Genomic DNA, 26,642 nt, shown 5'->3' with positions numbered 1-26,642 from the left:
CCGTCGTCCGCCGTCTCGTGGTCCGCCGTCCACACCGAGGTCATGCGGGAGTTCCTTCCAGGGTCAGGCGGCCCGCTGGGTCTGCGGAGCCTTCCGCCCGGGCCGTCCGGACGCCCCGGGCGCCGAGGTGTCGTTCACGGTACGCGCCAGGTCGCGGCCGCGGGTCTCCTTGGCGAAGGCGACGGTGAGGGTGGTGACCACGGCGGCCGCGCAGAGGTAGAGCGACACCGGGACCGAGGAGCCGTAGTCCGCGAGCAGTTCGACGGCGATGATCGGGGCCAGCGCCCCGGCGACGATCGAGGCGAGCTGGGAGCCCATCGAGGCTCCGGAATAGCGGACCTCGGTGTCGAACATCTCGGAGATGAAAGCCGCTTGCGGCCCGTACATCGCACCGTGCAGCAGCAGTCCGACGGTCACGGCCGCGGCGATCACGGGGAACGACTTCGAGTCGAGCAGGGCGAAGAAGACGAACGCCCACACGGCCATGCCGCCGGAACCGATCAGCGTCACAGGGCGGCGCCCGATCCGGTCGGAGAGCGCACCCCAGGCCGGGATGGTGACGAAGTGGACGGCCGAGCCGATCAGGACCGCGTTCAGGGCGGTGGTCTTGGGCAGGCCCAGGTGCGCGGTGACGTACACGAGGAGGAAGGAGGTGAGGACGTAGTAGGAGATGTTCTCGCCGAACCGGGTACCGATGGCGACCAGCACCTGGCGCCAGTCCCGGCGGAACACCTGGACGACGGGGGCGCGTTCCGCGGCTCCGCGGGCCGCCGCCGCGTCCGCCTTGGCCCGCGCGGCCAGGAAGACCGGGGACTCGGACACCGAGAGCCGGATCCACAGCCCGACGGCCACCAGCACCCCGGAGAGCAGGAACGGGATCCGCCAACCCCAGGCCAGGAAGGCGGCGTCCGACTGCACGGAGGCGAGCAGCGCGAGGACGCCGGTGGCCAGCAGGTTCCCACCGGGTGCGCCGGACTGCGGCCAGGAGGCCCAGAACCCGCGGTGCTCCTCCCCGCCGTGCTCGGAGACGATCAGCACGGCCCCGCCCCACTCCCCGCCGAGCGCGAAGCCCTGGATCAGCCGCAGCAGCGTGAGCAGGATCGGCGCACCGATCCCGATGGTCGCGTGCGTGGGCAGCAACCCCATCGCGAACGTCGCCCCGCCCATCATCAGCAGGCTGAGCACCAGCAGCTTCTTGCGCCCGACCTTGTCCCCGAAGTGCCCGAAGACCACCCCGCCCAACGGCCGCGCCAGGAAGCCGATCGCGTAGGTGAGGAAGGCGATCAGCGTCCCGGTCAGCGGATCGGCCGTCGGGAAGAACAACTTGTTGAAGACGAGCGCGGCGGCGGTGCCGTAGAGGAAGAAGTCGTACCACTCGATGGTGGTCCCGATGAGACTGGCGGCGACGATCCGCCGGATGCCGGACGGAGGCTTCGGGGCGGTACCGGGGGAGACCATGTGCACCACTTCCAGGATGTCTGCGGGGACGTCGGACGTGGCCACAACGTAGAAGTCCACAGGTCGGCGGCATATGTGGCCGACCATCACAATCAACCCCGACCGGGTGTGCCGGAGCACCACATGGCCGGCCGCACCCCGCGACCGCGGCGTGCACCCGGTGGAGCGCGGGGCGCCGAACCGGCGCTCGACCTGTGGATCGCTTGCTCGACGATCACGGGGTGGCCGAGTCGGTCACGGGGCGGTCGGTCGGCCCCGGATCGCTCAGCCGGCTTCGGTTCGCAGCTTGGCGGCTCGTTCGGCGGGGTCGTAGCCCGGTCCGACGCCCTCGATGAGCAGCAAGTCGCCCTCCACGTGGTCGGTGCGCAGGCGCAGGATGGCCCGGTAGGCGGGGGAGTCGTACCAGGCCCGGGCTTCGGTCAGGCCGGGGAACTCGATCAGCACCATGCTGCCGGGCCACGACCCCTCCACGACGTCGACGGGCGGACCGTGGATGACGAAGCGGCCGCCGAAGGGGTCGAGGGTCGCCTGGATGCGCTCCAGGTAGTCGAGGATGTCGGGGTGACTTCGGCGGCTGCGGAGATGGGCGAAGCCGTAGGCGGGCACCACGGGGTCCTTTCGTTCGAGGGGCGCTAGTGATGCCCGGAACGTAGCCCGCGGCTGGTGTGTCACGCGATTACCTCGGAGGTAGTCGCCGGGAGCCGGACCGCCGACCTGGTGGGGTCCGCCGCACGGACCTCCACCACCGGCACGACGGCAGCGACGCGCGGCCGGTGTCGGGTGTCGGGCGGTCGTGATCGTCGTGCCCGCGTGTCACTGGCGTCGGGCCGTCACGTCGCGGTGATCCTGTAAGGGTTGGTCCGGCGCAGGACCTGCGTCCGCACGCCTACCGTCTCCGTCGACCGGGAGAGAAGCATGACCATCAAGGACATCGGGCCCGCACCTCAGAGTTTCGACCTGGAGCGGGCGACGCTGGACAACGCCGACTACCGCTCGGTCGCCTGGTCCGGGAAGTACCTGCAGCTGACCCTCATGTCGATCCCGGTGGGGGAGGACATCGGCCTGGAGGCACACCCCGAGACCGACCAGTTCCTCCGCCTCGACGCGGGCCGCGGCCGAGTCCAGATGGGCAGTGCGAAGGATCGCCTCGACTTCGACCAGGAGGTCGGGGACGGCTGGGCGGTCCTCGTGCCCGCCGGTACGTGGCACAACATCACCAACATCGGCGACGAGCCCATGCGGCTCTACGCCGTCTACGCCCCCGTCCACCACGCCCCGGGCAAGGTCCACGCGACCTTCGCCGACGCGGAGAGTGCCGAGGACTCGGGCAACGACGAACCGCCGAGCTGGTCGGTGCAGCCGACCCACCATCGCGCGGACAAGCACGCCTGACCGTCCGTTCCATGACGCAGCCCCAGGCCAAAGACCTGGGGCTGCGTCATGGAGCGGACGGGGGGCTCAGTCGGTGAGGAGGGCGGACAGCTGGGGCGCGTACGCCGAGTGCAGTACGAGGGAGGCGGCGCCCACCACGGCGGCGTCCGCGCCGAGCGGGGACGCCTTGACCTCGACGACCCGGATGCTCCGGGACAGCGCCCTGGTGGCCAGTGCCGAGGCGACGCCACCTGGGCGCGGGCGCGGGCGACGGGGATGGCGATGGCGATGGCCGGTTCGGGGCGGACCTCGCCGCGTACGCGGCCATCGCCCACGCGCATCCCGACGATCCCGGCCTGCTGCCCGCGCTGATGCTCCAGCATGTCGAGCTGGAACCCGGACAGGCTCTGTTCCTCGGCGCGGGCGTCGCACACGCCTACCTGTCCGGCCTCGGCGTGGAGATCATGGCGAGTTCGGACAACGTCCTGCGCTGCGGGCTGACGACGAAGCACGTGTACCCGGCCTCGGCCGCGCCGTCTACGCCCTGGCGGGCGACGAGCTCCGGCTCGGGGGAGCGGGAACCGTCTTCCGCGCGACGACGGAGGTACGCACCCGCCCCCGTCAGGAAGGCCCCGCCTCCTGAATCCGAAGCGCCGCGCCCCGCTCGCCAGGGGGGCGCAGTTCGCCGGTCCGGGCCACGGTCGCGTACCAGTGCGCGCTCGATTTGGGGGTGCGTTCGAGGGTGTCATAGTCGACGTGGACGGCGCCGAACCGTTTGGCATAGCCGTAGGACCACTCGAAGTTGTCGAGCAGCGACCACAGGAAGTAGCCGCGCACGTCCGCCCCGGCGGAGATCGCGCGGTGTACGGCGTCGAGGTGGGCGTGGACGTAGGCGGCTCGCTCGGGGTCGTGGACCGTGCCGTCGGGGCCGATCTCGTCCTCGTACGCCGCTCCGTTCTCGCTGACGACGAGGGGCAGCCCGGGGTAGCGGAGCGCGGTCCGGGTCAGGAGGTCGTACAGCGCGCTCGGGTCCACCGGCCAGCCCATCGCCGTGCGGTCGCCCGGCGCCCTGTGGAAGGCCACCTCGTCCGCGCCCGGCCAGGGCGAGTGCGCACTGTCGCCGTGGCCGTCGTCCTGCGGCTTGCGGTGGCCCGGTGCGACGTGCGAGACGACGGTGGGGGTGTAGTAGTTGACGGCGAGGAGGTCCAGGGGCTGGTGGATCGCGGCGCGGTCGCCGTCCCGGACGAAGGCCCAGTCGGTCAGGTGGGCGGTGTCGTCGAGGAGGTCGTCCGGGTAGGCGCCTTCGAGCATGGGCCCGAGCCAGATCCGGTTGCCGACGGCGTCGATGCGGCGGGCCGCGTCCCGGTCCTCGGCGGAGGGGGTCAAGGGGCGGATCTCGTGCAGGTTCAGGGAGACCGCGAGCCGGGCGTCCCCGGGGAGCGCGGCCCGCAGGGAACCCGCCGCGAGGCCGTGGCCCAGGTTGAGGTGGTGGGCCGCGCGCAGGGCGTCGACCGGGTCGGTGCGCCCGGGGGCGTGGACGCCGGAGCCGTAGCCGAGGAAGGCGCTGCACCAGGGCTCGTTGAGGGTGATCCAGTGCTTCACCCGGTCCCCGAGGGCGTCCGCGACGAGCCCCGCGTACGCGGCGAACCGTTCGGCGGTCGCGCGCTCCGGCCAGCCGCCCGCGTCCTCCAACTCCTGGGGCAGGTCCCAGTGGTAGAGGGTGAGGGCGGGCGTGATGCCGGCGCCGAGCAGCTCGTCGACGAGCCGGCGGTAGAAGTCGAGGCCCCGCCGGTCGGCGGGGCCCCGGCCGGTCGGTTGGACCCGGGACCAGGAGACGGAGAACCGGTAGGCGCCTAGGCCGAGTTCGGACATCGTCCGGACGTCGTCGCGGAAGCGGTGGTAGTGGTCGACGGCCACGTCACCGGTGTGGCCCTCGAAGACCCTGCCCGGGGTGTGGGAGAAGGTGTCCCAGATGGACGGGGTACGGCCGTCCTCGCGGGCGGCGCCCTCGATCTGGTAGGCGGCGGTGGCCGTGCCCCACAGGAAGCCGGGCGGGAAGGTGCGGGCGGTGGTCGGTGGCCGGGTTTCGGACGCGGTCATCGCAGGGCGCTCCCAACGCGAGTGCGGATGAAGGTGAGGTGGGGGCAGGTCAGTTCTTGACGGCGCCGGCTGTGATGCCGCCCACGATGTGTTTGCCGAGCAGCGCGAAGACCAGGAGCAGCGGCACGGTGGAGATGAGCGCGCCGGTCAGCACGACGGCCTGGTCGACGGTGTGGTTGCCGGCGCCGAGACCGGCCAGGGCGACCTGGAGGGTCGGGTTGCCGTCGGGGGTCAGGGCGATGAAGGGCCAGAAGAAGTCGTTCCAGGACTGGACGAAGACGAGCATTCCCAGGACGGCCATCGCGGGCCGGGCCACCGGGAAGACCACGTGCCAGACGATGCGCAGGCTGTGCGCGCCGTCCATCCGGGCGGCTTCCACCAGCTCGACGGGCAGGGCTTCGATGAGGTATTGGCGCATGAAGAAGACGCCGAAGGCGGCGACGAGCGAGGGCAGGACGACCGACTGGAGCTGGTCGACCCAACCGAGGTCGGTGATGATCCGGTACAGCGGGATCACGCTGAGCTGGGGCGGGATCGTCATGGTCGCCACCACCAGGGTCAGCAGGGCGCCGCGGCCGCGGAAGGGCAGTTTGGCGAAGGCGAAGCCGGCCAGGGTGGAGAACAGGACGGTGGACAGGGCCACGAGCCCGGCCACGACCGTCGTGTTGATCAGCGCCCCGCCCATGTCGACCTGGTTCCAGGCGAAGGAGAGGTTGTCGAGGAGCCGGGGGCCCGGCAGGAGCGGAGCCGGGGCCTCGACCACGCGCTCGCCCGAGTGGGAGGCGGCGACCAGGTTCCAGTACAGCGGGAAGAGCGAGACCAGCGCGGCCAGGCCCAACAGGACGTACGTCAGCGGTCCCGCGTGGTGCTGACGCCCCGCTCCCCGGCGCACGCGCGGGGTGCGCGGCGCCTTCGCGACGGTCGTGTCAGATGAGAGGGCCATGGGTTCGGCCACCTGCCTTCCGGCGCCGGTGCGAGCGGGAAACCAGCGCCTGGACGCCGCCGATGAGCAGGAGGAGCAGGAGCATGACCCAGGCGATCGCGGAGGCCTGGCCCAGTGCGCCGGTGACCCAGCCCTTCTCGTACATGAGCAGGCTCAGCGTCTGGAACTGGTTCCCGCTGCCTCCGCTGATGCCGACGCTGCCGCCGAAGAGCATCGGTTCGCCGAAGAGCTGGGTGGCGCCGATGGTGGACACGATCACCGTGAACAGGATCGTCGGCCGGATGGACGGGATGGTGACGCTGACGAACTGCCGCCAGCGGGACGCCCCGTCCAGCGCCGCGGCCTCGTAGAGGTCCTGCGGTACGGCCTGCATCGCGGCCAGGTAGATGAGCGCGTTGTAGCCCGTCCAACGCCACGTCACGATGGTCGAAATGGCGATCTGGGAAAGCCACTTGGAGGATTCCCAGGCGACCGGGTCGAAGCCGGCCGAGCCCAAAGCCGTGTTGATCAGGCCGTAGTCGGTGTTGAACAGCTGGGCGAAGACGAGCGTCGCCGCCGCGATCGAGGTGGCGTAGGGGGCGAGGACCGCGACGCGGAAGAAACCCCGGCCGCGGAGACGGTAGTTGAGCAGGTGGGCCAGGCCGAGGGCCATGAGGAGCTGGGGGACGGTGGAGATCACGCCGATGGTGAAGGTGTTGGCGAGGGCGTTCCAGAAGAACTCGCTCGTGGCCAGCGCCCGGTAGTTGTCCAGGCCCTTCCACTGGGCGGTGCCGCCGAGCTCGACCCGGTGGAGGGAGAGCCAGCCCGTGTAGATCAGGGGGAACAGCCCGAAGGCGGCGAAGGCGAGGAAGAAGGGGGCGACGAAGAGGTAGGGCACCGCCTTGAGATCGAAGCGGTAGAGCGCGCTGCGCAGTCCGTTCGCGTCGGCGGGCCGCCGCTCGCGTGCGTCGGCGCCGGGGCCCGGGGGCGGTGCGGGGGGCGGCGGCGAGCCGCCACCGGTCGCCCGTACGGGGGTGGTCACGGGGGCGTCCTTCCAGGTCGATGAGTGCGGTGGTGCGAAGGCGACGGACCGTGGTGGCCCGTGGTGGCCCGTGGTGGCCCGTGGGGAGGGGCGGGCGGCGGCGGGCCGTCGAGGGCTCCCCGCTACTTGGCGATCTTGTCGTCGACCAGCTTCCTGACGTTGTCCCAGGCCTTCGCCGGGTCGGTGCCGCGCTGCTCGATGTCGAGGATGCCGTTGTCGGTGAGGAAGGTCTTCACCTGGCCGTCCCAGCGGCTGATCGGGGCGGGCGTGATGCCGGCCGCGGCCTGCGAGTAGATCTTGCCGACCGGGGTGTCGCCGAAGTACGGCAGCTTGGCGTCCTGGACCGCCGGCGAGTCGAGGGTGTCCTTGGAGGAGGGGATGTTGCCGTTCACGCCGAAGACCTTGGCGTGCTGGGCCGGTGCGGTGAGCCAGGCCGCCAACTCGGCGGCCTCCTTGGCGTGTTTGCCGGACTTCGGCACGGCGAGGAAGGAGCCGCCCCAGTTCCCGGCGACGGGCGGTGCGGCGATGTCCCACTTCCCCTGGTTCTCGGGGCCCGCCTGCTCCTTGATGATGCCCGTCATCCAGCTCGGGCAGGCGACGGTGGCGAACTTCGCGTTCTTGAAGGCCGCGTTCCAGGTGCCCTTCTCGTCGAACTGGCGCAGCTTCGCCGTCAGTCCGCCCTGCGCGGCCGCCACGGCGGTGTCCCACGCCTTCTTCACGCCCGGGCTGTTCGCGTAGTCCAGCTCGCCCTTGGTGTCGGCGTACTGCACGGGCTCGCTCGCGACCACGGCGTTGAACAGGCCGCTCGCGGAGTCGTGGAACGCGGTTCCGGCCGGGGCGTTCTTCTTGTAGGTCTCGCCGGTCCGGATGAACTTCGCCCAGTCGCCGGCCCAGAGCTTGGCGACCTCGGTGCGATCGGTGGGCAGCCCGGCCTTGGCGAAGAGGTCCTTGTCGTAGCAGATGGCCATGGGGCCGATGTCCGTGCCGAGCCCGATGACCTTGCCGTCACCCGTCGTGGCCTGCTTGACCTTCCAGTCCAGGAACGCGCCGAGGTCGGCGCCGCCCGTGGTGCGCAGGTCGGTCCACTTGTCGGCCATCGCCGCCCCGGTGGCCTCCGCGATGTAGCCGACCTCCAGGGCCTGGATGTCCGCGAGGCCGCTGTTGCGGGAGAGGCGCAGCTTGAGCGTGTCCCAGTACTTCTGGCCGTCCGCGACGTTCGATTCCTCGATCTTGATATTCGGGTGGGCCTTCTCGTACTCGGCGTAGAGCTTGGCGCCGGTGGTGTTGTCGTAGCCGAAGGAGCCGAAGGTCCCGATCCGCAGCGTGATCTGCTCCTTGCCCGCCTTGTCCGCCCCGCCCCCGGCGCCGTCGTCGCCGCAACCGGTGAGCAGGGCCGCACCGGCCGCGACGGCGACGGCCGCGGAGATCGCGCGGATCGTGGTGCGGCGTTCGCGTCTGCTGCTGGAAGTGCGCATTGAACTCTCCTCGTCCCAGGTGGTGCTCGTGGTGCGCCAGGGGGTCCGGCGGGTTGTTCGCGGCTCCGCGAGGGGCCCGCCCGGACCGATGTGAAGACCGTTGTCGCTCCCTAAGATGGGAGCGCTCCCACGTCGTGCCGGAAGGTTGCTGCCTAACGGGGGCGGGTGTCAAGAGGTGAACGTGGAATCGAGCAGCGGGAATTGGGGGCCCGGCTTCGACCTCGCTCTTGAGTGTGGCCCGTGATGTCGCGGACGGCGATCGTGGCGCCGTAAGACGATCGTGGCTAGTGTGGGAGCGCTCCCAACACTTCTCCCCGTATGGAGTCCGGACATCGTGAGCGGACGACGCAACGACAGGCCCACCCTGGAAGAGGTCGCGGCCCTGGCCGGCGTCGGCCGGGGCACGGTCTCCCGGGTCGTGAACGGTTCTCCCCGGGTGAGCGATCAGGCCCGCCGGGCCGTCGCCCGCGCCGTCGCCGAGCTGGGGTACGTACCCCACCAGGCGGCCAGGGCGCTGGCCGGCAGCCGGACGGACGCGGTGGCCCTGGTGATTCCGGAGGCCGAGGCCAGGCTCTTCGCGGAGCCGTACTTCCTCGACCTGATCCGCGGGGTCAGCGCCGAACTCGCCTCTGCCGAGAAGCAATTGCTGCTCACCCTGGTTCGGACCGAGGCCGAGCGCCGACGGTTGGAACACTGCGTGGCCGCCCGGCGCGTCGACGGCGTGCTGCTGGCGTCCGTCCACGGTGACGACCCGCTGCCCGACCGGATCGCCGAGCTGGGGCTGCCGGTGGTCATGAACGGACGGCGCTCCGAGGCCGAACCGGTCGACCACGTGGACTGCGACAACATCGGTGCGGGACGCGCGGCCGTCGCCCACCTGGTGGGCCGGGGCCGCCACCGGATCGCGACCATCGGCGGCCCCCTCGACATGTACGTGGCCCGCGCGCGCCTGGGCGGCTACCGCGCGGGGCTCGCCGAGGCCGGGATCGGCCCCGACGAGTCCCTCGTGGCGATCGGGGACTTCACCGAGGAGGGCGGCCGACGGGCGATGCGCGGGCTCCTGGAACGCGCCCCCGACCTGGACGCGGTCTTCGCCGCCTCCGACGTGATGGCGGCCGGCGCGCGCGGGGTGCTGCGCGAGGCGGGACGCAAGGTCCCCGGGGACGTCGCCCTGGTCGGCGTGGACGATTCGGTGGTGGCCCGGCTGATGGACCCGCCGCTGACCAGCGTGCGCCAGCCGATCGAGGAGATGGGGCGCACGATGGCCCGGCTGCTGCTCGACAAGATCACGGAGGGGTCCCGGGGCGCGGGAGCGCGCCGGGTGCTCCCCACGGAACTGGTCGTGCGGGCCTCCTCCTGAGCGGTCCGGCCCGTGGCCGGGCACCGCCGCGACGCCGTCGGGCCCCGCGCACCGCGCCGGAACGAACGGCCTACCGGACGCGGCCCGCCCGCAGGTGGAGTTCCTCCCCGCCGAATCCGGCGCGGAAGCCGGGGTCGTGCGAGACCGCGACGACGCTTCCCGGGTAGTGGGCCAGGGCCCGTTCCAGGTCCTCGACCAGGGACAGCGCCACGTGGTTGGTGGGCTCGTCCAGGACCAGGAGGTCCACCGGGCGCGTCACCAACCGGGCCAGCGCCAGCCGTCGTTGCTGCCCGGCGGAGAGTACCGGCACGGGCACGGCGAGATCCTCCTCGCGGAAGAGACCGAGGGCCAGGAGCTCCTCGGCGTACTCCTCGGCCGCGCCGGGTCGGCCGGCCGCGAAGGCGTCGAGCAGGGGGCGCCGGCCGGGCGCGGTGGGCAGTTCCTGCGGCAGGTACCCGATGCGCCCCGGGAGCCGCACGCTCCCGGTGTCGGGCTCCGTGGCACCGGCCAGTACGCGCAACAGGGTGCTCTTGCCCGCTCCGTTGGGGCCGGTGACGAGCAGGCGCCCGCCCGGGGCGACCGTCAGCTCCTCGATGTGGAGCCGGTCTCCGACGGTGACACCGGCCAGGAGGGCGGCTTCGGCCTCGGGGTCCGCGGCCGCCAGGGCCGCGGTGAAGCGCAGCGGCCGTGGCGGGGCGGGCACGGGCGACTGCCGAAGGCTCCACAGCTGCTGGCGGGCCGCACGTACCCGGCCGCCGAGCTTGGCCTCGTGGGACCGGCGGAACTTGCCGAAGCCCTCCCGAGGGTCCTTCCCGCTCACGGCCATCCGCTCGCCCACGGAGGCGACCAGCCGTTCGGCGCGGTCCACGTCGGTCGACCATTCCTGGTGGCGCTGCTCCCAGCGGGCCCGGGCGGCGGCTTTGGCGGTGCGGTAGCCGGACCAGCCGTCGCCGTACCGGGTGATCGAGCGGGTGTCGCGATCGACCTCCAGGATCGTGGTGGTGACCCGCTCCAGGAAGCCGCGGTCGTGGGTGACGGCGACCAGGGTGCCGCGGTGCGACCGCAGCTGCCCGACCAGCCAGTCCACCACGTCGCGGTCGAGGTGGTTGGTCGGCTCGTCCAGCAGCAGCAGCTCGGGCCGCGCGGCCAGTACGCAGGCCAGCGCGAGCCGGGAGCGCTCCCCGCCCGAGAGGGTGCCCAGGGCCCGGTCTACGGTGATGTGCGCGAGGCCCAGCCCGTACATCGCGGCCTCGACGCGCGCGTCGGCCCCGTAGCCGCCGCGTTCCTCGAAGGCGCTGCTCAGCTCCCCGTACGCCGCCAGCGCCGCCGCGTCGGTCAGGTTCCGCTCGGCCGCGCGCATGCGCCGTTCCAGTGCGCGCAGGTCGGCGAGCGCGTCGTCGACGGCGTCCTGGACGGTCAGGGCGGGGTCGAGGCCGAGGCTCTGCGCGAGGTGGCCGGTGCCGCCGGGGAAGGCGACGGTGAGCTCGCCGGTGTCGGGGCGTTCGAGCCCGGCGAGCAGCCGCAGGAAGGTGGACTTGCCGGATCCGTTCTCGCCGATCACCCCCGCCCGTTCGCCGGGGCGGACGGTGAGGGTGACCTGGTCCAGGACGGAGCGGTCACCGAAGCTCTTGGAGACGTCTTTCATCGCCAGTTGGGCGCGTGCGTGCATGATTCGTTTCCCTGGGTGGGTGCGAACAGGGGGGCGGCAGGAAACGCCGGGCCGCCGCAGCTCCTCGCACTGCGCGATGCGCGGTGCGGAGTGCGGTGTGCGCGGGCGTGGCGCCCTGAATCAGCGGAAGTCGTAGTGCGAACCCATGCGCCGACCGTAACAAGCCGCGTCGGCTCGCGGCACCTGGAATTCCCGGGGCGGACGGCCGTGCGGTCGGGTCCTTCTGGAGGCAGTCCCGTACGAGCCCGAGGAGCGCATCCGGTACGCCCGTGGGCGCGAGGCCGCGTGCCTGCTCCGGCGACATGAAGCCGGGAGAGCCGATCAGCTTGCCGGTGCGGGTGTGCGGGCTGTCGCCGGTCGGGCTCTCCCTCGCCCGGGCGATGCCGAAGTCGATGACGCGCGGGCCGTCCACCGTCAGCAGCACGTGGGACGGCTTGGGGTCGCGGTGGATCAACCCCGCCTCGTGCACGGCCCCCAGGGCATCGCCGCCGCCACCTCGCGCGCGAAGCGCCGTCGGAACTCGGCGTCGGCCGTGAACTCGGGCTGCACCACCTCGACTGGTCGAGCCCGCGGGAACGGGACGCGGAACGAGCGGGATCGACGGCGGGAGCGCCGCGCACCACGGCATTAGATGCGTAGGCGTACGGGGTGTTGCCACGGTTGTTCCCGCACCCGGCCGGGCCGGAGGGTGGCCGGCAGCAACCTCGACAAGGAGCTGCCGTGAAGTCACAACACCGCATGGTGGGCGCGCTCGCCGCCCTCCTCGCCCTGCCGCTGTTCGCCCTGCCGTCGGCCGCGCACGCCGCCGACGGCCCGGCGGCGGCCGTCACTCCGCTCGGTGACACCCCGCTGCCGCCCGGGGTGTCACCCACGTCCGTGGGTGGAACTCCCGCCTCGGTCAAGGACTACCCCTTCGTCATAGCGGGCCTGCGCGAAGGCGGCTCGCGCCCGCAGGGGCAGACCTGCACCGGGTCGGTGATCGCGCCCCGCAAGATCCTCATCGCCGCGCACTGCAAGGCGGCGGAGGGCAAGAAGACGTTCCTGTACGGGCTGGACGACCTCAACGCCGGCGGGGGCACGCGCGTCGGCGTGGTGAGCTACGACGTCCACCCCAAGTACGTGAACTTCGACCAGGGTTACGACGTCGCCGTGGTCACCACCGACCAGGACGTCCCGGTGCCGGGGGGCCAGTACGCGAAGGTGGCCACCTCAGCCGACACCGACCTGAACAAGCCGGGCAAGTCCGGCCTCGGCCTGGGCTACGGCAAGAAGGACTTCAACGACGACACCCGCGACGTCACGCTGACGAAGTTCACCCTGCCGATCGTGGCCGGGAGCAACTGCAACGGCGTCGGCGCCGGTTTCCAGGACGCCACCATGATCTGCAGCGGGTACGGCGACGGGCACGTGTCGATCCTGCCGGGCGACAGCGGCGGCCCGCTGATCGTCGACGGCAAGGTCGTGGGGGTCGCGTCCTGGAGCCGCGCCGACTTCAAGTGGTACAGCGTCTACGGTCGGTTGAACAACGACATGGGCGACTGGGTGAAGGAGCAGATCGGCCAGACCCCGCCGTCGACGACGTTCTCGCTGGCCGTGTCCCCGGCCGCCGTGAAGGTCGAGCCGGGCGCGTACGCCTCGACCACGGTGAGCAGCACCGCCGGTTCGAACGGCAGCGAGAAGGTGGACCTGAGCGCGTCCGGTCTGCCCCAGGGCGCGAAGGCGACGTTCCAGCCCTCGTCGATCGATTCCGGGAGCGGCGCGAAGCTGACCGTCGAGACGGCGACCAGCACGCCCCAGGGGGAGTACGCGGTCACCGTCACCGGCACCGGCCCCAGCGGCACCGCGACCGCGAAGCTCACGCTGACCGTGGGCTCCGGCCAGCCCCCGACCGGTGACCTCAAGGTGAGCGTCGACCCGACGAGCGGAACCGGTACGCCCGGCTCCTTCAGCTACGCCACGGTGACCGTGGCGGGTGGATCCGGGACCGTGAAGCTCTCCGCGGCCGGTACGGGCCTGCCGATCCCGCCGAGCTTCAGCCCCGCCACGGTGAACGGCAGCGGGACCTCCCGGATGCAGGTGGTCACGCCGTTCCAGAGCGGGGCCTACCGGATCACGGTGACCGCCAAGGACGCGGCCGGCAAGACGGCGACGGCGACCTACACCCTCACCGTCCGGTAGCGGCGGGGGTGCGCAGCGGGGCGGGGAGGGCCCTGAGGGGGCGCCCTCCCCGCCCTTCGCCGTGCGTCAGAAGGTGAGCGTGAACCCGTCGAGGGTGCCGGTGTCGAAGCGGTACCGGTCCTGGACCCGCAGGGTCCAGGTGCCGTTCGCCTGTTCCGTCGACGCGTTCACCGTGTAGGTGGTGTGGATGCCCGACGAGGAGCCGATGCCCCCGGCCTTCTGCAGCGGGAAGACCGCGCCGCTCGGGCCGACGAGGTCGACCGACAGGTCGGCGGTGTAGGGGTGGCTGATGTCGACCTTCACCGCCAGCGCCGCCGGCGCCTTGCCGTCACAACCCTCCTGGGTGACCGAACCGGACACCGCCGCCCCGGCGTCCGGGATCGCCACCGGTGTGGTGTTGGACCTCGCGGCGCACTTCGTGGGCGGGGTTCCCCCGCCGATGAAGGAGACGTTGAGCAGCTTGTTGGGCGTGTTGCCGCCGGCGTTCTTGATCACGCCGTCGACCGCGCCGCCCACCAGGGCGTCCCGCGTCGCCTTCGGGGTGGCGCCGGGGTTGGCCGCCAGGTAGAGCGCGGCGGCGCCCGTCACGTGCGGCGCCGCCATGGAGGTGCCGCTCATGTTGGCGGTGCCACCGTTGGTCAGTGCGAGCGAGGTGATGTTGTTGCCGGGGGCGAAGAGGTCAGTGCAGGAACCGTAGTTGGAGAAGGAGGCGCGGTTGTCCGCGTCGTCGGAGGCGTTGACGGTGATGGCCTCGGGCACGCGCGCCGGGCTGGTCCCGCAGGCGTCGGTGCTGCTGTTGCCGGCGGCCACCGAGTAGACGATGCCCGCGGCGATCGAGCGCTTGATCGCGTCGTCGCCCACCCCGACCTGGTCCATGGTCAGGCTCATGTTCGCCACCGCGGGCTTGGCGGCGTTGGCGGTCAGCCACTCGATGGCGTCCACCGCGGCGGAGTCCGGGCCCGTACCGGAGCAGTCCGCGCCGAGCACCTTCAACGCGACGATCTTCACCTTCTTCGCCACGCCGTAGGTCTTGCTGCCGATCGTGCCCGCGACGTGCGTGCCGTGGCCGAAGCAGTCGGCCCCGCCGCTGCCGACGAAGTCCTTGCCGACCGAGGCGCGGCCCTCGTACTCGGGGTTGTCGGGCTTGATGCCGCTGTCGAGGACGTAGGCGGTGACGCCCTCGCCGGTGTTGGGGTAGGTGTAGGACTTGTCCCTCGGGAGGGCCTTCTGGTCGATGCGGTCCAGGCCCCACGTCGGGTTGGTCTGCGTACCGGTGGTCCGGGCGGTCCCGTCCTCGTAGACGGCCGCCACGGCCGGGTCCGCCGCGAGGCGTCGTGCCTGCTGCCCGGTCAGGCTCCTGACGGAGAAGCCGTGCAGGACCCGGCCGTACGTGGAGCGGACCTCGCCGCCGTAGCGCCGGGCGAGGGCGGAGGGAGGAGCGAGCGTCCCGGAGTCCTTGAGCACGACGATGTACTGATCGCCGTAGTGCTGCCGGGCCGGCACCACGGTGCCTTCCGGCTGGACCGCGGCGGTCGCGGCGGCCGGGGCTCCGAGGCCGACGCCCAGGCCGAGGCCGAGCGACAGGGTCGCGGCCGCGACGAGAAGTCTGCGCATGGTTGCTCCCTTTGCGGGGGTGGGGGGAAGGCGGTGCGGCTGTCGCACCGTCGGCGGCGAAGTGGCCGCCGGTGCACCACTGTTGGGCGGTGCGGGGTGGTGAACAAGCGGGGTGGTGGCCCGTAGGGGGTACGTAACTAATGGCCGGGCGGGGGCGCTTGCGCTGTCGGGAGCCTAGGATCCGGTCGCCCGGGCCGCGTGGACCGCGTGGACCGGGTACGGACGGACGCGGCTCGTACGGTGGACCGGATCGGGGTGATCATGGCTTCCAGGATCGTGAGCGGAGTCGGCGTCGGAGGCGGCGTCGGGAGCGGCCCGCCGGTGCTCGTCGGCCGGGGGCCGGAGTTGGCCGCGTTGGTGTCCGCCGCGCAGTCCCCGCCCGCCGTGCTCGTCCTGGAGGGCGAGGCCGGGGTCGGCAAGACGCGCCTGGTCCGGGAGTTCGCGGCGCACCCGCGGCTGGCCGGACACCTCGTGCTCACCGGCCGGTGCCAGGCCTCGCCGGTGCCGTTCCCGTACGGCGTCCTGATCGAGGCCCTGCTGGGCGCCGAGGAGCGGCTGCCCGTCGTGCCGCGGTACGGGGCCCTGCTCGGCGTGCTCGGCCGCCACCTGCCGGAACTCGCCCCGCGACTGCCGCCGCCACCCGGCCCCCTCGCCGACGCGGGCGCCGAGGAGCACCGGTTCTTCCGCGCCGTGCGCGCGTTGTTGCGTCTGCTGGGTCGCGTGGTGCTGGTCGTGGAGGACCTGCAGTGGGCGGACGACGGATCGCTGCGCCTGCTGTGGTTCCTCATGCACGATCCGCCCCCGCAACTGGTCGTCCTCGTCAGCTTCCGGCCGGAGGGGGCGCGGACCGGCGGGCCCCTCGCGCGGGGGGCCCGGTCGGCGCCGGGCACGGCGGCAGTCCGGATCCGGCTCGCCCCCCTGGGCGTCGAGGACGCGGGTCGGCTGGCCGCGTCACTGCTGGGCGAACCCGAGGTGTCGGCCGCTCTCGCGGCCCTGCTGCACGAGCGCACGGCCGGTGTGCCGCTCCTCGTCGCGGAGACCGTCCAGGCCCTGCGCGTCGCGGGGTGGACCGCACCGGTCGAGGACGAGGCCGCGCGGCGGATGCTCGACGGCCTGCAACTCCCCGACTCCGTGCGCGAGATGGCGGCCGAGCGGCTCGCGGCGCTGGCGCCGGTCGCGCGGCAGGTCACCGAAGCCGCGGCGGTGCTGGCCGAGCCCGCACCGCTGGGCGTGCTCGGCGCGGTTGCCGGTCTGGACGCCGGGCGGGCCGCGGACGCGCTGCTCCTGGCGATGGAGGGCGCGGGCGCGCTGCTGGGCGAAGTCGGGCCGTGCCGCTACGGCTTCCGGCGCGCGTTCGCGCGACGCGCCGTCTACGAGACGATCCCCGGCCCGCGCCGACAGGAACTCCACCACCGGTCCGTGCGCGTACTGTTGCGGCACGAACCCGTCCCCTGGACGCGGCTGGCCGAGCACAGCCGGAAGGCGGACGATCCGACCGCTGCGGCGCGCTTCGGCGAGGCCGCCGTCGACCGGGCCATCGCCTGCGGGGACCCGGGCACCGCCGTGGGGCTGTTGCAGTCCCTGCTCACCGCCCCGTACCCCGGTCTCGCGGCGACGGACGTGGACAGGCTGGCGGCGAAGCTCGGCGCCGTGGCCTCCGCCGGCGTCTCGCAGGCCGAGGTGCTCGGCACGCTGGAGGGACTGCTCGCCGACCGCCGTCTCCCCGGGCCGCTGGCCGCCGAGATCCGGCTCGGCCTCGGCCTCCTGCTCGTACGGCAGGCGGACGGTCTGGAGGCGGGCCGCGTCGAGATCCAGCTCGCATTGGCGGGCCTGGGCCACCGCCCGGACCTCGCCGGACGGGGCATGGCCGTACTCGCCCAGCCCTACATCGGCGCGACCCCGCTGCGCGGCCACCGGCCGTGGCTCGACCAGGTGGACGCGCTGATCGGCGCCACGAAGGACCCGAGGCTGCGGCTGATGCTGACGGCCAGCAACGTGCCCTCGCGCCTGCACACCGGCGACCCGCAGGCGTGGGCGTGGTTGGCGAAACTGCCCGCCGAGGCCGGAGCGCCCGAGGAGCGGCGGCAGTTGGCCCGCCTCTACTGCAACGCCGCGGACGCGGCCGCCTGGACGGGGCACCACCGGCAGGCCCGCAGCCTGCTGGGGCAGGGCCTGCGACTCGCGGCCGAGTGCGGGGTCCCGTACGTGGTGAGCACGGCCAGGTCCACCGCGGTGCACGTCGACTGGTTGGGCGGTGCCTGGAGCGGCTTGGAGGAGCGGGCGACCGTACTGCTGGCGGAGTACCGGGACCTGCTGCCCGTGGCCAGCGAACTGAACCTGGTCCTGGGCCTGTTGGCCGCCGCCCGAGGTTCCTGGGACCGCGCCACCGGCCACCTGGCCGGGACGGGGGTCCACCAGCCGGACAACGCCGTCACCCCCGTGGCCATCGCCGCGCACGCGGGAGCCGCCGGGGTGCTGCTCGCCCAGGACGCCCCGGAGGGCGCGGCCGCCGAGGCCGAGCGGGGCCTGCGGCTGTTGCGGGCCAAGGGCGTGTGGGCCTGGGCGGGGGACCTGATCCCGATCGCGGCGCAGGCGTTCTGCCGTACGGGCCGCCTCGCGCAGGCGCGGGAGCTGCTCGCCGAACTGGACCGGGAGACGAGCGCCTTGGCCGCGCCGATGGCGCGGGCCGCGCTGGAACACGCCCGCGGGATCGTCGCCGCTCATGACGGCGAACCGGCCCGGGCGATCTCGGCCTTCGAGGGCGCCCGGGCGCAGTACGACCGTCTCCCCGCCCCCTATCCGGCGGCCCTCGCCGCCGAGGGCGCGACCCGGTGCCGCCTCGCCCAGGGCGACGGGGACGCGGCGAGCGCCTTCCGCGCCCTGGCCGACGTCTTCGCCCTGCTGGGCGCGCCCCGCGACGCGGCCCGCTGCCGACACGCCTACCGGTCCACGGGCGCCGTCGCCCCGTCCCGGCGGGGCCGCCGGGGCTACGGGGAGCAGCTCTCGCCCCGCGAGCACGAGGTGGCCCGGCTGCTCGCGGACGGACACACCAACCGCGAGATCGCGCAGACGCTCTTCCTGTCGGTGCGCACCGTGGAGCAGCACGTCGTCAACGTCCTGCGCAAACTGAAGGTGCGCTCCCGCACGGAGGTGGCCGCCGTCCCCCCGCACGGCTGAGCGGCCGACCGGCGACGGCCTAGGAGCGGGGGAGGTCGGCGCGCGAGGAGACGGCCAGTTTGCGCATGGCCTTGGCGACGTGCTGTTCGACGGTGCGGGGCGAGAGCACCAGCGACGCGGCGATCTCGCGGTTCGTCGCCCCGGCCGCGGCGAGCCGGACGACCTCCTGTTCCCGGGGGGAGAGGAGGTCCCCGTAGCCGATGCGGCCGCGTCGGCTGCTGGCGGACTTGCCGTGGTCGCGCAGCAGGCGCCGACATCGCGCGATGTCCCAGCGCGCGCCGAGGAGTTGGTACGCGTCGATGGCCGCGTCGACGAGCAGCTCACCGCCCGGCTGCGCGCCCACCAGCAGGGTCCGGCCCTGCGCTTCCAGGGCCCGTGCGGCCTCGTGCGGGCGGCCGGCCGCACGCCAGGCCCGAGCCGCGGCCTCGAAGCCGACTCGGGCAGCGGCGTGGCCGGGCCGGTGCTCGGCCTCGGCGAGCAGGGCGCGGCAGGTGGCCAGGGCGGCGCGGGCGGCGGGCGCGTCGCGTCCGGCGATGCCCCGGTGGAAGTCCTCGGTGGTGTGCGCCGCTTCGTCGACCGCGCTCGTACGGATCAGCGCCTCGACCGCGGCCGGGACGACTTCGGTGCCCCACACCCAGCACCCGGTGCGGCGCACGTGGTGCAGCGCGGTGTCGGCCGCGGTGAAGGCCGCGTCCGGGCGCCCGGCCGCGAGGTGGATGCGGGCCAGCGCACCGGCCGAAGCGGTGAGCACCATGCCGGTGTCCAGCCGGGTCGTCTCCGCGGCGGCCACCAGGTACCGGCGGGCGGCCGCGGTGTCCCCTTCGGCGTGCAGGGTGAGCAGCCCGCGCACGAGGATCGCCTCGGCGGCCAGGTCCGGTATGTCGACGTAGGCGGCCGCGGCGCGCACCGCGCGGTCGAGGAGCCCCTGCCACGGGCCGGTGGTCCAGGACAGCACCAGGTGGGCGGTCCCGGCGAGCGCGTCGAGGTACGGAACGGCGTTGTCCTGGAGCAGGACGGAGGCGGTGCTCAGGAAGTCGGCGGCGGGTCCGGGGTGTCCCAGGGCCGTCGCGGCATGGGCCAGGTTCGCGTGCGCACGGGCCAGTTGGGCCGCTTCGGGCGCGGACGCGGGCGTCAGGGGGAGCGCGGCGGCGGCCTGCCAGGCGGTGCTGTCCCCGGTCAGCATGAGGACGGTGGCGCGGTTGGCGGCGATCGCCGTGCGCTGCACCGGATCGTCGACCTGCGGCGCGAGCCGCTGCGCCCGTTCGAGGTACTCCAGGTTCTCCGCGACGCGCCAGCCCTTGATCGAGGGGACCGCGACGGCGGACATGGCCCGCGCCGCCAGGTTCGGCGAGGTGGCGAGCAGGTCGGGGACGGCGGCGGCGATCTCCTCCATCCCCTCCATGCCGGCTCCGGCCTGGTTGCGCATCAACGAACCCAGACAGAAGCGCAGTTCACCGCGGACGGCGGGGCTCGGGTCGTCCTGGGCCAGGGTGGTGCGCAGGGCCTCGATGGTCTCCTGGTCCGGCAGCTCGCTGAGGGCGCCGCGGGCGAGTTTGAGGCTGAGCCGGATGCGCCCGTTCGGCCTGGGGTGGTTCCGTCGGGCGACCAGGTAGTGCCGGGTGGCGGTGGTGTGGTCGCCCCGGGCGGCGGCGCGGTCCCCGGCGGTCTCGGTGTAGCGCAACCACTCCTCCGGCCGCCCGGCCCGCTGGTAGTGGTGGGCGATCTGCGCGAGCGGGAGCGGTGCGGCGCGCGCCAGGAGCGCCCGCGCGGTGCGCAGGTGGAGCGCTGGGCGCTCGGGTTCGCAGATCGCTTCGTAGGCCGCCTGGCGGGCGAGGGTGTGCCGGAAGGCGTAGGTGCCCGCGGCGGGGACCAGGACGGCGTGCTCGATGGCCAGCCCGACGGCGCGCCGGGTCCGGTGCTCGGGGATCGCGGTGACGTCGACCAGCAGGTCGATGTCGACCGGTACGGCGGCGACGGCGGCCGCGGCCACCACCGCGCGGGCGTCGGCGGGCAGGCGGCCGAGCCGGTCGAGCATGACCCGCCGGACCGGAACGGGAACCCCCACGCGTTCCAACGCCAGGTGCTCGGCGCCGGTGCCGAAGCCGACCGGGTCCTGGTCGTCGAGCAGGCGCAGCACCTCCTCGACCGCGAAGGGCAGCCCGCCGGTGCGCCGGTGCAGCTGCTCCGCGAAATCGCCGGACACCCGGTCGACCCCCAGCACCCGGGCGGCGAACTCACCGACCTGGTCCGGATCGAGCGGTTGCAGCCGACATTCGTGGACGGGCACGCCGGGTGGGATGCGGGAGTGCAGGGACGCGAGCGGGGTCGGCAGGACGTCGCCGTCGCCCCGGTCGCTGATCACCACGCTGAGGTGCGGCGGCGGCCCGGCCACCAGGGCGTGCAGGAACTCGACGGTCCCGGCGTCGGCCCAGTGGAAGTCCTCCAGGACCAGCACGGCGGGGCCCACCGCGGTCAGGAGCGCGATGGCCGCCCGGATCCGGCGGTGCCGCTCGGCCCGGTGATCGTCCAGCGGGGCCGGTGGGGCGGGCAGCGCGTCGGCGAGCTCGGGCAACAACGGCCGCAGGGCCCCGGTGACGGGCGGCAGATCGTCCGGCACCCGGCCCACCAGGCAGGCGAGCGCCTCGATGACGGGCGCGAGCGGCCAGACGTCCTCGAGGTCCGGGCAGCGTCCGACGGCCCGGGGCCGCTCGCGCAGCGCCGGGGAGGCCAGCAGTTCGGCGATCATCCGGGTCTTGCCCATGCCGCCCTCGCCGGTGACCAGGACCACGCAGGGCGGTCCGGCAGCTGCCGCGACGAGACGCCGCAACGGGGCGGCCCGCCCTACGAGCGGGGTGGGCCGTCGTGCGTTCACCGGTACCGGACTCCTTAACTGCCTTCAGCCGTCTGCGCCTCGTCGTCAGCGGCGTTCGCGCAGCTGCTCCTCGTAGAGGCTCGCGGGCTGAACGGGGGCGCCGGGGCTGACGATCGTCCCCTGGCGCGGCGGGACGGGGAGTTCGCCGTCGTGCTTGCCGGGGGTCCGCTTGCCGGTGATGCCGAAGGCCCAGTTGTCGGCCGTGGGCGGGGCGAGGACGGTGTAGCGGGCCGAGGAGGTGTTCCAGAAGACGTTGTTGGCGCCCTGCCAGCCGTGACCGGTGCCGCCGTCCCAGGCGTTGGCGGCGATGAACGCGCCGTCGCTGCTGACGATCGTCAGCTGGTCGTAGAGGGTGCCCGAACCCCAGCGCATGTGCGGTCCGGCGTCGATCTGGCCGCTGCCGGAGGGGGAGGTGGCGGTGCCGCGGGTGAAGACGTTGGGCCCGGCGGCGTACGCCTGGGTGGTCCACGCGTGGACGCGGTCCCCGGTGACGGTGGTGTCGCGGACCAGGACCTGCTGTCCGCCGATCATGAAGGCAGGCGGCGGCGCGAGCTTCGCGGGGACGGCCATGTCCAGGTCGGCGGCGCGCTCGATGGTGACGCGGCTGGCGTTGTCGTCGACGTAGAAGCCCGAGCCGAAGCGGGTGAGCCTGACGTCGGTGGCCCATACGTCGCGGGCCGCGCCGATGGTCAGCAGGCGCGAGGCGAAGGCGCCGGCCTCGCGGTTCTTGCCGCCGTCGGGACGCCCGTAGTCGGCGTCCTCGGTGAAGGCGGTGGCATCCGCCGCCAGGTTCTCCACACCGGCGTGCGTGACCTGCCCTTCGAGGGCGTAGTGCCAGACGGTGCCGCCGCCGTAGCGCTTCTCGATGGCGGTGGTGAGGGGCGCGTCGAAGGTCAGGGAGTTCGCCGAGACGGCGGTGACGGTGCGCACGGCGAGGATCCCCGAGTTGGGCTTCCACCCCTCGCCGCCGTCGATCTTGTCCATCCCGATCGCCTTGATCCACGCCGTGGTGGTCGGGCGCTGCACGACCACCCGGTCGCCCGGCGTGAACGAGGAGGCGTCCGCCACCGAGAGCTTCGTCGCACCGACCGGCACCCGGGCGTCCGCGATCTCGATGTGCTTGCCCGTGCTGGTGTACGCGGCCCCGCCCCCGATGGTGATGAGCGAGCCGGGCTTCCCGGAGGCCCGGAGCAGCGTCCCGCCGGGGCCGGTTCCCGAGCCGCGCAGCACGACCCCGTCGGCCAGGGCGATCCCGGCCCGGACCCGGAAGGTGCCCGGTCCCAGCGTCACCGCGCCGCGGGTCCCGTCCGCGCCCGCCTTGAGCTGCGCCACCCGGTCGACGGCGGCCTGGATCCGGGCGGTGTCGTCCCCCTTGGCCTGGGCGTCGAGCCGGGTCTTCTCGGCCGCCCGGGGCAGGGCCACGCCCCCGCCCCCGTAGCCCGCCGAGGAGAAGTCGGGGATCGTGGTGCCCGCGGCATCGGGGCGGTAGACCAGGGCCCCGCCGGTGAAGCTGACGGAGGCGGGTTTCGCGTCGGCGTCGGCGACCGCGGGCCCGGCCTGCGCCGACTGGTGGCCGGACTGGAACCACACGACGGACGAGACGGCCAGCAGGCCCGTTCCGGCCGCGACGGCCAGCCGCCCCTTGGTCAGCACCCTGGCGTGTCGGCCGGAAGCCGGTCGGTCCTGCGCCCGACGCCGGGTACGCCTGTTGTTGCCCATCGCGCTACTCCTCGGAAGATCACTTGAGATTCACCCTCGCCGGCCGTCGACCGAAGATCGTTTGGCCAGGGTGGTGCCTGACCGCAGAAGTCGTGGCTGTACGCGGGTCGGGCAGGTGATCCGTCGGGATCGTATGCCCTTGTCTGCTGCGGCGCCGTTAGCAACATCACGTACGGCGGTGCGGGAGCGGCCCCCGGCCCCCCGTGGTCAGGGGGCCGCTCCCGGGACCCCCGGGGACGGATGTGGAGCGTCCCCGGGGGTGGTTTCAGAACTGGAGCGACCAGCTGTTGATGTAGCCGGTGTCCTGCTTGGCGTTGTCGGTCACCCGGAGCTTCCAGGTGCCGTTGGCCACCTCGGACGAGGCGTTGACGGTGAAGGTGCCGGTGACGTCGTCCGCGCCGTCGTTGCTGTTGTAGTCCTTGAGCAGGTAGCTGCTCCCGTCGGGGGCCACCAGCGATACGCGCAGGTCACCGCGGTAGGTGTGCTTGATGTCGACGGCCACGGCGAGGTTCGGGGGTGCGTTGCCGGTGACCCCGCTGACCGTGATCGGGGAATCGGTGGTGGCGTTGTCGTTGACGGCGTAGTCGGCCGTGTTCTCGAACTTCTTCCCGCTGGGCGGTGTGGTGCCACCGCCGCCCACGTTCAGGAGCTTGTTGGGGGAGTTGGTGCCCGGGTTGCCGACCTTGCCCGTGGCGGCGTCCGCGACCAGCTTGTCGCGGACCTGGGCCGGTGACCACGACGGGTTGGCCGAGAGCAGGAGCGCCGCCGCGCCGGCCACGTGGGGCGTGGCCATCGAGGTGCCGCTCATCGAGGTGGTGGAGGTGTTGCTGTCCTTGGACGCCGACGTGATGTCGGAGCCCGGAGCGAAGAGGTCCAGGCAGGAACCGTAGTTGGAGTACGAGGCCCGGCCGTCGCCGCGTTCGGTCGCCCCCGCCGTGATGGCGGACGCCACCGAGGCCGGGGACGAGGTGCACGCGTCGGCGCCGCTGTTGCCGCCGGCCACGGCGTAGGTCACCCCGGAGGAGATGGACCGTGCGACGGCGTCGTTGACGGACTGGTTCGTGCCGCCGCCGATGCTGATGTTCGCCACCGCGGGCTTCACGGCGTTGCCGGTGACCCAGTCGACGCCCTTGATGACGGTGGACCAGGGCGCCGAGCCCTGGCAGTCCAACACCCGGACGCTGACCAGCTTCACGCCCTTGGCCACCCCGTAGGGGCCGCCGCCGAGCGTGCCCGCCACGTGGGTGCCGTGACCGAAGCAGTCCGACGCGTCGTTGTCGTTGTCGACGAAGTCGTATCCGCTGGTAGCGCGACCGCCGAAGGCCTGGTGGGTGAGGCGGACGCCGGTGTCGAGGACGTACGCCGTCACGTTCGCGGCGGTGTTCGGGTAGGTGTACTTCTGGTCCAGCGGCAGGGCGCTCTGGTCGATGCGGTCCAGCCCCCACGACGGCGGGTTGTTCTGCGTGTCCACGGCGCGGGCGAGCCCGTCGGCCTCGACCCGCGCCACCGACGGGTCCGCCGCGAGCCTGCGCGCCGCGGCCTCGCCCATGTCGGCGGCGAAGCCGTGCAGGGCGGCCGTGTAGGTGAGCCGCAGGGACCCGCCGTGCCGCCGCGTCAGCTCCTTCGCCCTGGCGGGCACGTCCTGGCCCGGCACCGAGTCCTTGAACGTGACGATGTAGGAGCCGGCGATGGCGCCCGGCCGGTCCGCGCCGACGATCTGGCCCTCACCCGATGGGGTGGGGGCCGCGCTGACGGTGTTCGCGGCTCCGATCAACAGGGTGACACCGGCACACGCGGCGACGAAAGCGCGTAATGCCGTGGCCTGGGCCTGAGACGTCATCTTCGAAGTCCTCCTCTAGGACTGTCCGGACCGCACCGGCCCGGTTGGTCGTCGAGCACCCACGGCGCACCCGTTGGGGGGCGGGTGCAGTCCGCACCGCGCCGGTGGTGGACATGACAACTCGGCGGGTGTGGTCCGAACGTTCCGTGGGCGGTGCCGCTGCGGAGGGATCCTCGGCGGCACCGTGGGTTCCGACGGCCGCTCCTCTGGGGGGCCTCGTGCATCCGGAGCCCGCGCGAGCGGGTGCCGAGGGCGTGCGAGGGGGGAGTGGCCGTCGAACCCCCAGAGCATCGACCGGCGATGCGGAACGGGGCAATCCGTAGGCCTACCTATTCAATGCGCGCGCCGTACGTCGTGCCCGCCCCGGCGGGCGGGTTCAGGCGGCCCGGTCCGCCGCGAGGGCCGCGGCCAGCGCCGGTATCCCGAGCGCCTGTTCCTGCGCCGGGGTCGATCGGTAGAGTAGGTTCTGGAGCTGGAAGGGGTCGGCCGCGAGGTCGTAGTACTCGCGGAAGAGGAGCCGTCCCGTGCCGCTCACCGCGCCCGTGCCGTCGGTGACGAGGTCGTAGTACTCGGTGTACTGCCGGTCCTTGGCCAGGTACGAGGCCCAGGTCTTCGGCCCGCCCGTGTCGGCGTCGAGCCTCCACCACTCCAGCAGCAGGTGGTCGCGGGCGGCCGTGGTGAGCAGGGACCGCCCGTCGATCGGGGTGTCGGGGGTGATGCCGGCGGCGTCCAGGATGGTCGGGGCGACGTCGATGTTGGCCACGATGCGGTCGTCCGTGGTCCCCGCGCCGAGGCCCGCGGCGGGCCAGGAGAGGAGGAAGGGCACCTCGTGCGCCGGGGCGTAGGCCACCGACTTCTTCACCCAGCTGTGGTCCGCCCAGGTGTAGCCGTTGTCCGAGACGTACATCACGAGGGTGTTCTCCATCTGCCCCAGCGCCGTCAGCTTGTCCCGCAGGGCCCGGACCGTGTCGTCCACCGAGAGCAGGCTGCGCAACTGGCGTTGCCGCACGTCCTGGCCGTCGCCGAAGGTTCCCTTGGCCTTCTGGATGTAGGGCGGTTTGTCGCTGCGGTCGTCCTCGGGGACCGAGGGGCGGCCGTTCCAGGCGGGGACCGGGGTGTCGGCGTACCGGGGGGCGGGGGTGTTGGGCTCGTGGGCGGCGAAGGGGGCGACGTACGCGAACCAGGGGCGGGGGTCGGTGGCCGCCTTGTCGAGGAACGCGAGGGCCTTGTCCCTGATGATGTCCGTGGTGTATCCCTGGATCCGGCCGACCACCCCGTTCACGTTCCACCGGGTGTCGTTGTAGGCCGGGTGCATGCGCGCCCATTCCTCGAAGTGCGGCTGGTCGTCGGCGAGCGGGTAGAAGTTGAGGTACTTGCCGAAGAGCCCCGTGCGGTAGCCTGCGCCGCTCAGGTACCGCTGCACGGTGGTGTGCTGGTCCAGGCCGGTCGACGCCTCGTTGTTGCGCACGCCGTGGTGGTGCGCCGTGCGGCCGGAGAAGAGGGAAGCGCGCGAGGGGGCGCAGAGGGGGGTCGCGCAGTGCGCGTGCGTGAAGGTGACGCCGCGCCCGCCGAGCCAGTCGATGACCTTCGGGATGGCCCAGTCGGTCTGCTTCGGCTGGTCGTCGGAGACGATCAGCAGGATGTTCGGGCGGGAGTTCGCGGCGGCGCCGGGAGACGGCGTGGCCGCCGGGGCGCCGGTCGGAGCGGCGGCCGCCGCGGTTGCGGCGGCGGCGCCGGTGAGGAAGGTGCGTCGGGCGAGAGCGGCGCGCGGACCGGCGGGTGAGCGACGGCGGGGCGTGGGGGAGTGCTCGGCCATGAGGGGCTTCCTGTCCGTTCGGCGATGTG

At 73.1% G+C, this 26,642-nt stretch carries 16 protein-coding genes; 4 read left to right on the top strand and 12 right to left on the bottom strand.

Going from position 1 to position 26,642, the window contains the following annotated elements:
• Positions 1-63: 63 nt before the first annotated feature.
• Entirely contained in the window at positions 64-1,458 is a 1,395-nt protein-coding gene (locus tag ACFWAR_RS11460) for an MFS transporter (RefSeq protein ID WP_385775764.1), read from the bottom strand.
• A gap of 264 nt (positions 1,459-1,722) precedes the next feature.
• Positions 1,723-2,064, bottom strand: a complete 342-nt coding sequence (locus ACFWAR_RS11455; RefSeq protein WP_385775606.1) for a DUF1330 domain-containing protein — start codon at positions 2,062-2,064, stop codon at positions 1,723-1,725.
• Positions 2,065-2,373: 309 nt separating this feature from the next.
• On the opposite strand from ACFWAR_RS11455, the gene ACFWAR_RS11450 reads away from it, so the two are divergent.
• Positions 2,374-2,850, top strand: a complete 477-nt coding sequence (locus ACFWAR_RS11450; protein ID WP_385775602.1) for a cupin domain-containing protein — start codon at positions 2,374-2,376, stop codon at positions 2,848-2,850.
• A 600-nt stretch (positions 2,851-3,450) separates the two neighbouring features.
• On the opposite strand, the gene ACFWAR_RS11445 is transcribed toward ACFWAR_RS11450, so the two are convergent.
• The 4 genes from ACFWAR_RS11445 to ACFWAR_RS11430 form a co-directional block, all read right to left on the bottom strand.
• Positions 3,451-4,929, bottom strand: coding sequence for a GH1 family beta-glucosidase (locus tag ACFWAR_RS11445; protein ID WP_385775599.1), 1,479 nt, complete (start codon positions 4,927-4,929; stop codon positions 3,451-3,453).
• Positions 4,930-4,978: 49 nt separating this feature from the next.
• Positions 4,979-5,872 (bottom strand): carbohydrate ABC transporter permease, encoded by an 894-nt coding sequence (locus tag ACFWAR_RS11440; RefSeq protein WP_385775596.1) that lies wholly within the window; start codon positions 5,870-5,872, stop codon positions 4,979-4,981.
• On the bottom strand, positions 5,856-6,893 hold the full coding sequence (locus ACFWAR_RS11435; protein WP_385775593.1) for a carbohydrate ABC transporter permease: 1,038 nt from the start codon (positions 6,891-6,893) through the stop codon (positions 5,856-5,858). The genes ACFWAR_RS11440 and ACFWAR_RS11435 overlap by 17 nt, the downstream gene beginning before the upstream one ends.
• Positions 6,894-7,015: 122 nt before the next feature.
• Entirely contained in the window at positions 7,016-8,368 is a 1,353-nt protein-coding gene (locus ACFWAR_RS11430; protein WP_385775590.1) for an ABC transporter substrate-binding protein, read from the bottom strand.
• Between the two features lie 334 nt (positions 8,369-8,702).
• Here ACFWAR_RS11430 and ACFWAR_RS11425 point away from each other — a divergent pair, with 334 nt between their 5' ends.
• The gene (locus ACFWAR_RS11425; protein ID WP_385775587.1) at positions 8,703-9,728 is read left to right on the top strand and encodes a LacI family DNA-binding transcriptional regulator; all 1,026 of its coding nucleotides are present in this window, start codon (positions 8,703-8,705) and stop codon (positions 9,726-9,728) included.
• Between the two features lie 70 nt (positions 9,729-9,798).
• Here ACFWAR_RS11425 and abc-f read toward each other — a convergent pair whose 3' ends face one another.
• A complete protein-coding gene (abc-f, locus tag ACFWAR_RS11420) occupies positions 9,799-11,397 on the bottom strand; it encodes a ribosomal protection-like ABC-F family protein (protein WP_385775584.1) in 1,599 nt (532 codons plus the stop codon).
• Between the two features lie 720 nt (positions 11,398-12,117).
• On the opposite strand from abc-f, the gene ACFWAR_RS11415 reads away from it, so the two are divergent.
• On the top strand, positions 12,118-13,575 hold the full coding sequence (locus tag ACFWAR_RS11415) for a trypsin-like serine protease (protein WP_385775580.1): 1,458 nt from the start codon (positions 12,118-12,120) through the stop codon (positions 13,573-13,575).
• 66 nt (positions 13,576-13,641) lie between these two features.
• Here the strand turns inward: ACFWAR_RS11415 and ACFWAR_RS11410 are convergent, their stop codons facing one another.
• On the bottom strand, positions 13,642-15,189 hold the full coding sequence (locus ACFWAR_RS11410) for a S8 family serine peptidase (protein WP_385775578.1): 1,548 nt from the start codon (positions 15,187-15,189) through the stop codon (positions 13,642-13,644).
• A gap of 261 nt (positions 15,190-15,450) precedes the next feature.
• On the opposite strand from ACFWAR_RS11410, the gene ACFWAR_RS11405 reads away from it, so the two are divergent.
• A complete protein-coding gene (locus ACFWAR_RS11405; RefSeq protein WP_385775576.1) occupies positions 15,451-18,366 on the top strand; it encodes an AAA family ATPase in 2,916 nt (971 codons plus the stop codon).
• Positions 18,367-18,385: 19 nt separating this feature from the next.
• Here the strand turns inward: ACFWAR_RS11405 and ACFWAR_RS11400 are convergent, their stop codons facing one another.
• The 4 genes from ACFWAR_RS11400 to ACFWAR_RS11385 form a co-directional block, all read right to left on the bottom strand.
• Positions 18,386-21,238: an ATP-binding protein gene (locus tag ACFWAR_RS11400; RefSeq protein ID WP_385775574.1), complete on the bottom strand. Its 2,853-nt coding sequence runs from the start codon at positions 21,236-21,238 to the stop codon at positions 18,386-18,388.
• A gap of 45 nt (positions 21,239-21,283) precedes the next feature.
• On the bottom strand, positions 21,284-22,957 hold the full coding sequence (locus tag ACFWAR_RS11395) for a hypothetical protein (protein WP_385775571.1): 1,674 nt from the start codon (positions 22,955-22,957) through the stop codon (positions 21,284-21,286).
• Positions 22,958-23,222: 265 nt separating this feature from the next.
• Positions 23,223-24,797 (bottom strand): S8 family peptidase, encoded by a 1,575-nt coding sequence (locus ACFWAR_RS11390; protein ID WP_385775569.1) that lies wholly within the window; start codon positions 24,795-24,797, stop codon positions 23,223-23,225.
• Positions 24,798-25,173: 376 nt separating this feature from the next.
• Positions 25,174-26,613, bottom strand: a complete 1,440-nt coding sequence (locus ACFWAR_RS11385) for a sulfatase (protein WP_385775565.1) — start codon at positions 26,611-26,613, stop codon at positions 25,174-25,176.
• Positions 26,614-26,642: the final 29 nt, after the last annotated feature.

This window comes from Streptomyces sp. NPDC059917 (genome assembly GCF_042730635.1).
In the GTDB taxonomy this organism is placed as follows: Bacteria; Actinomycetota; Actinomycetes; order Streptomycetales; family Streptomycetaceae; genus Streptomyces.
Note: the sequence above shows the minus strand (reverse complement) of the source record. Positions and strands in the feature narration are given on the sequence as shown.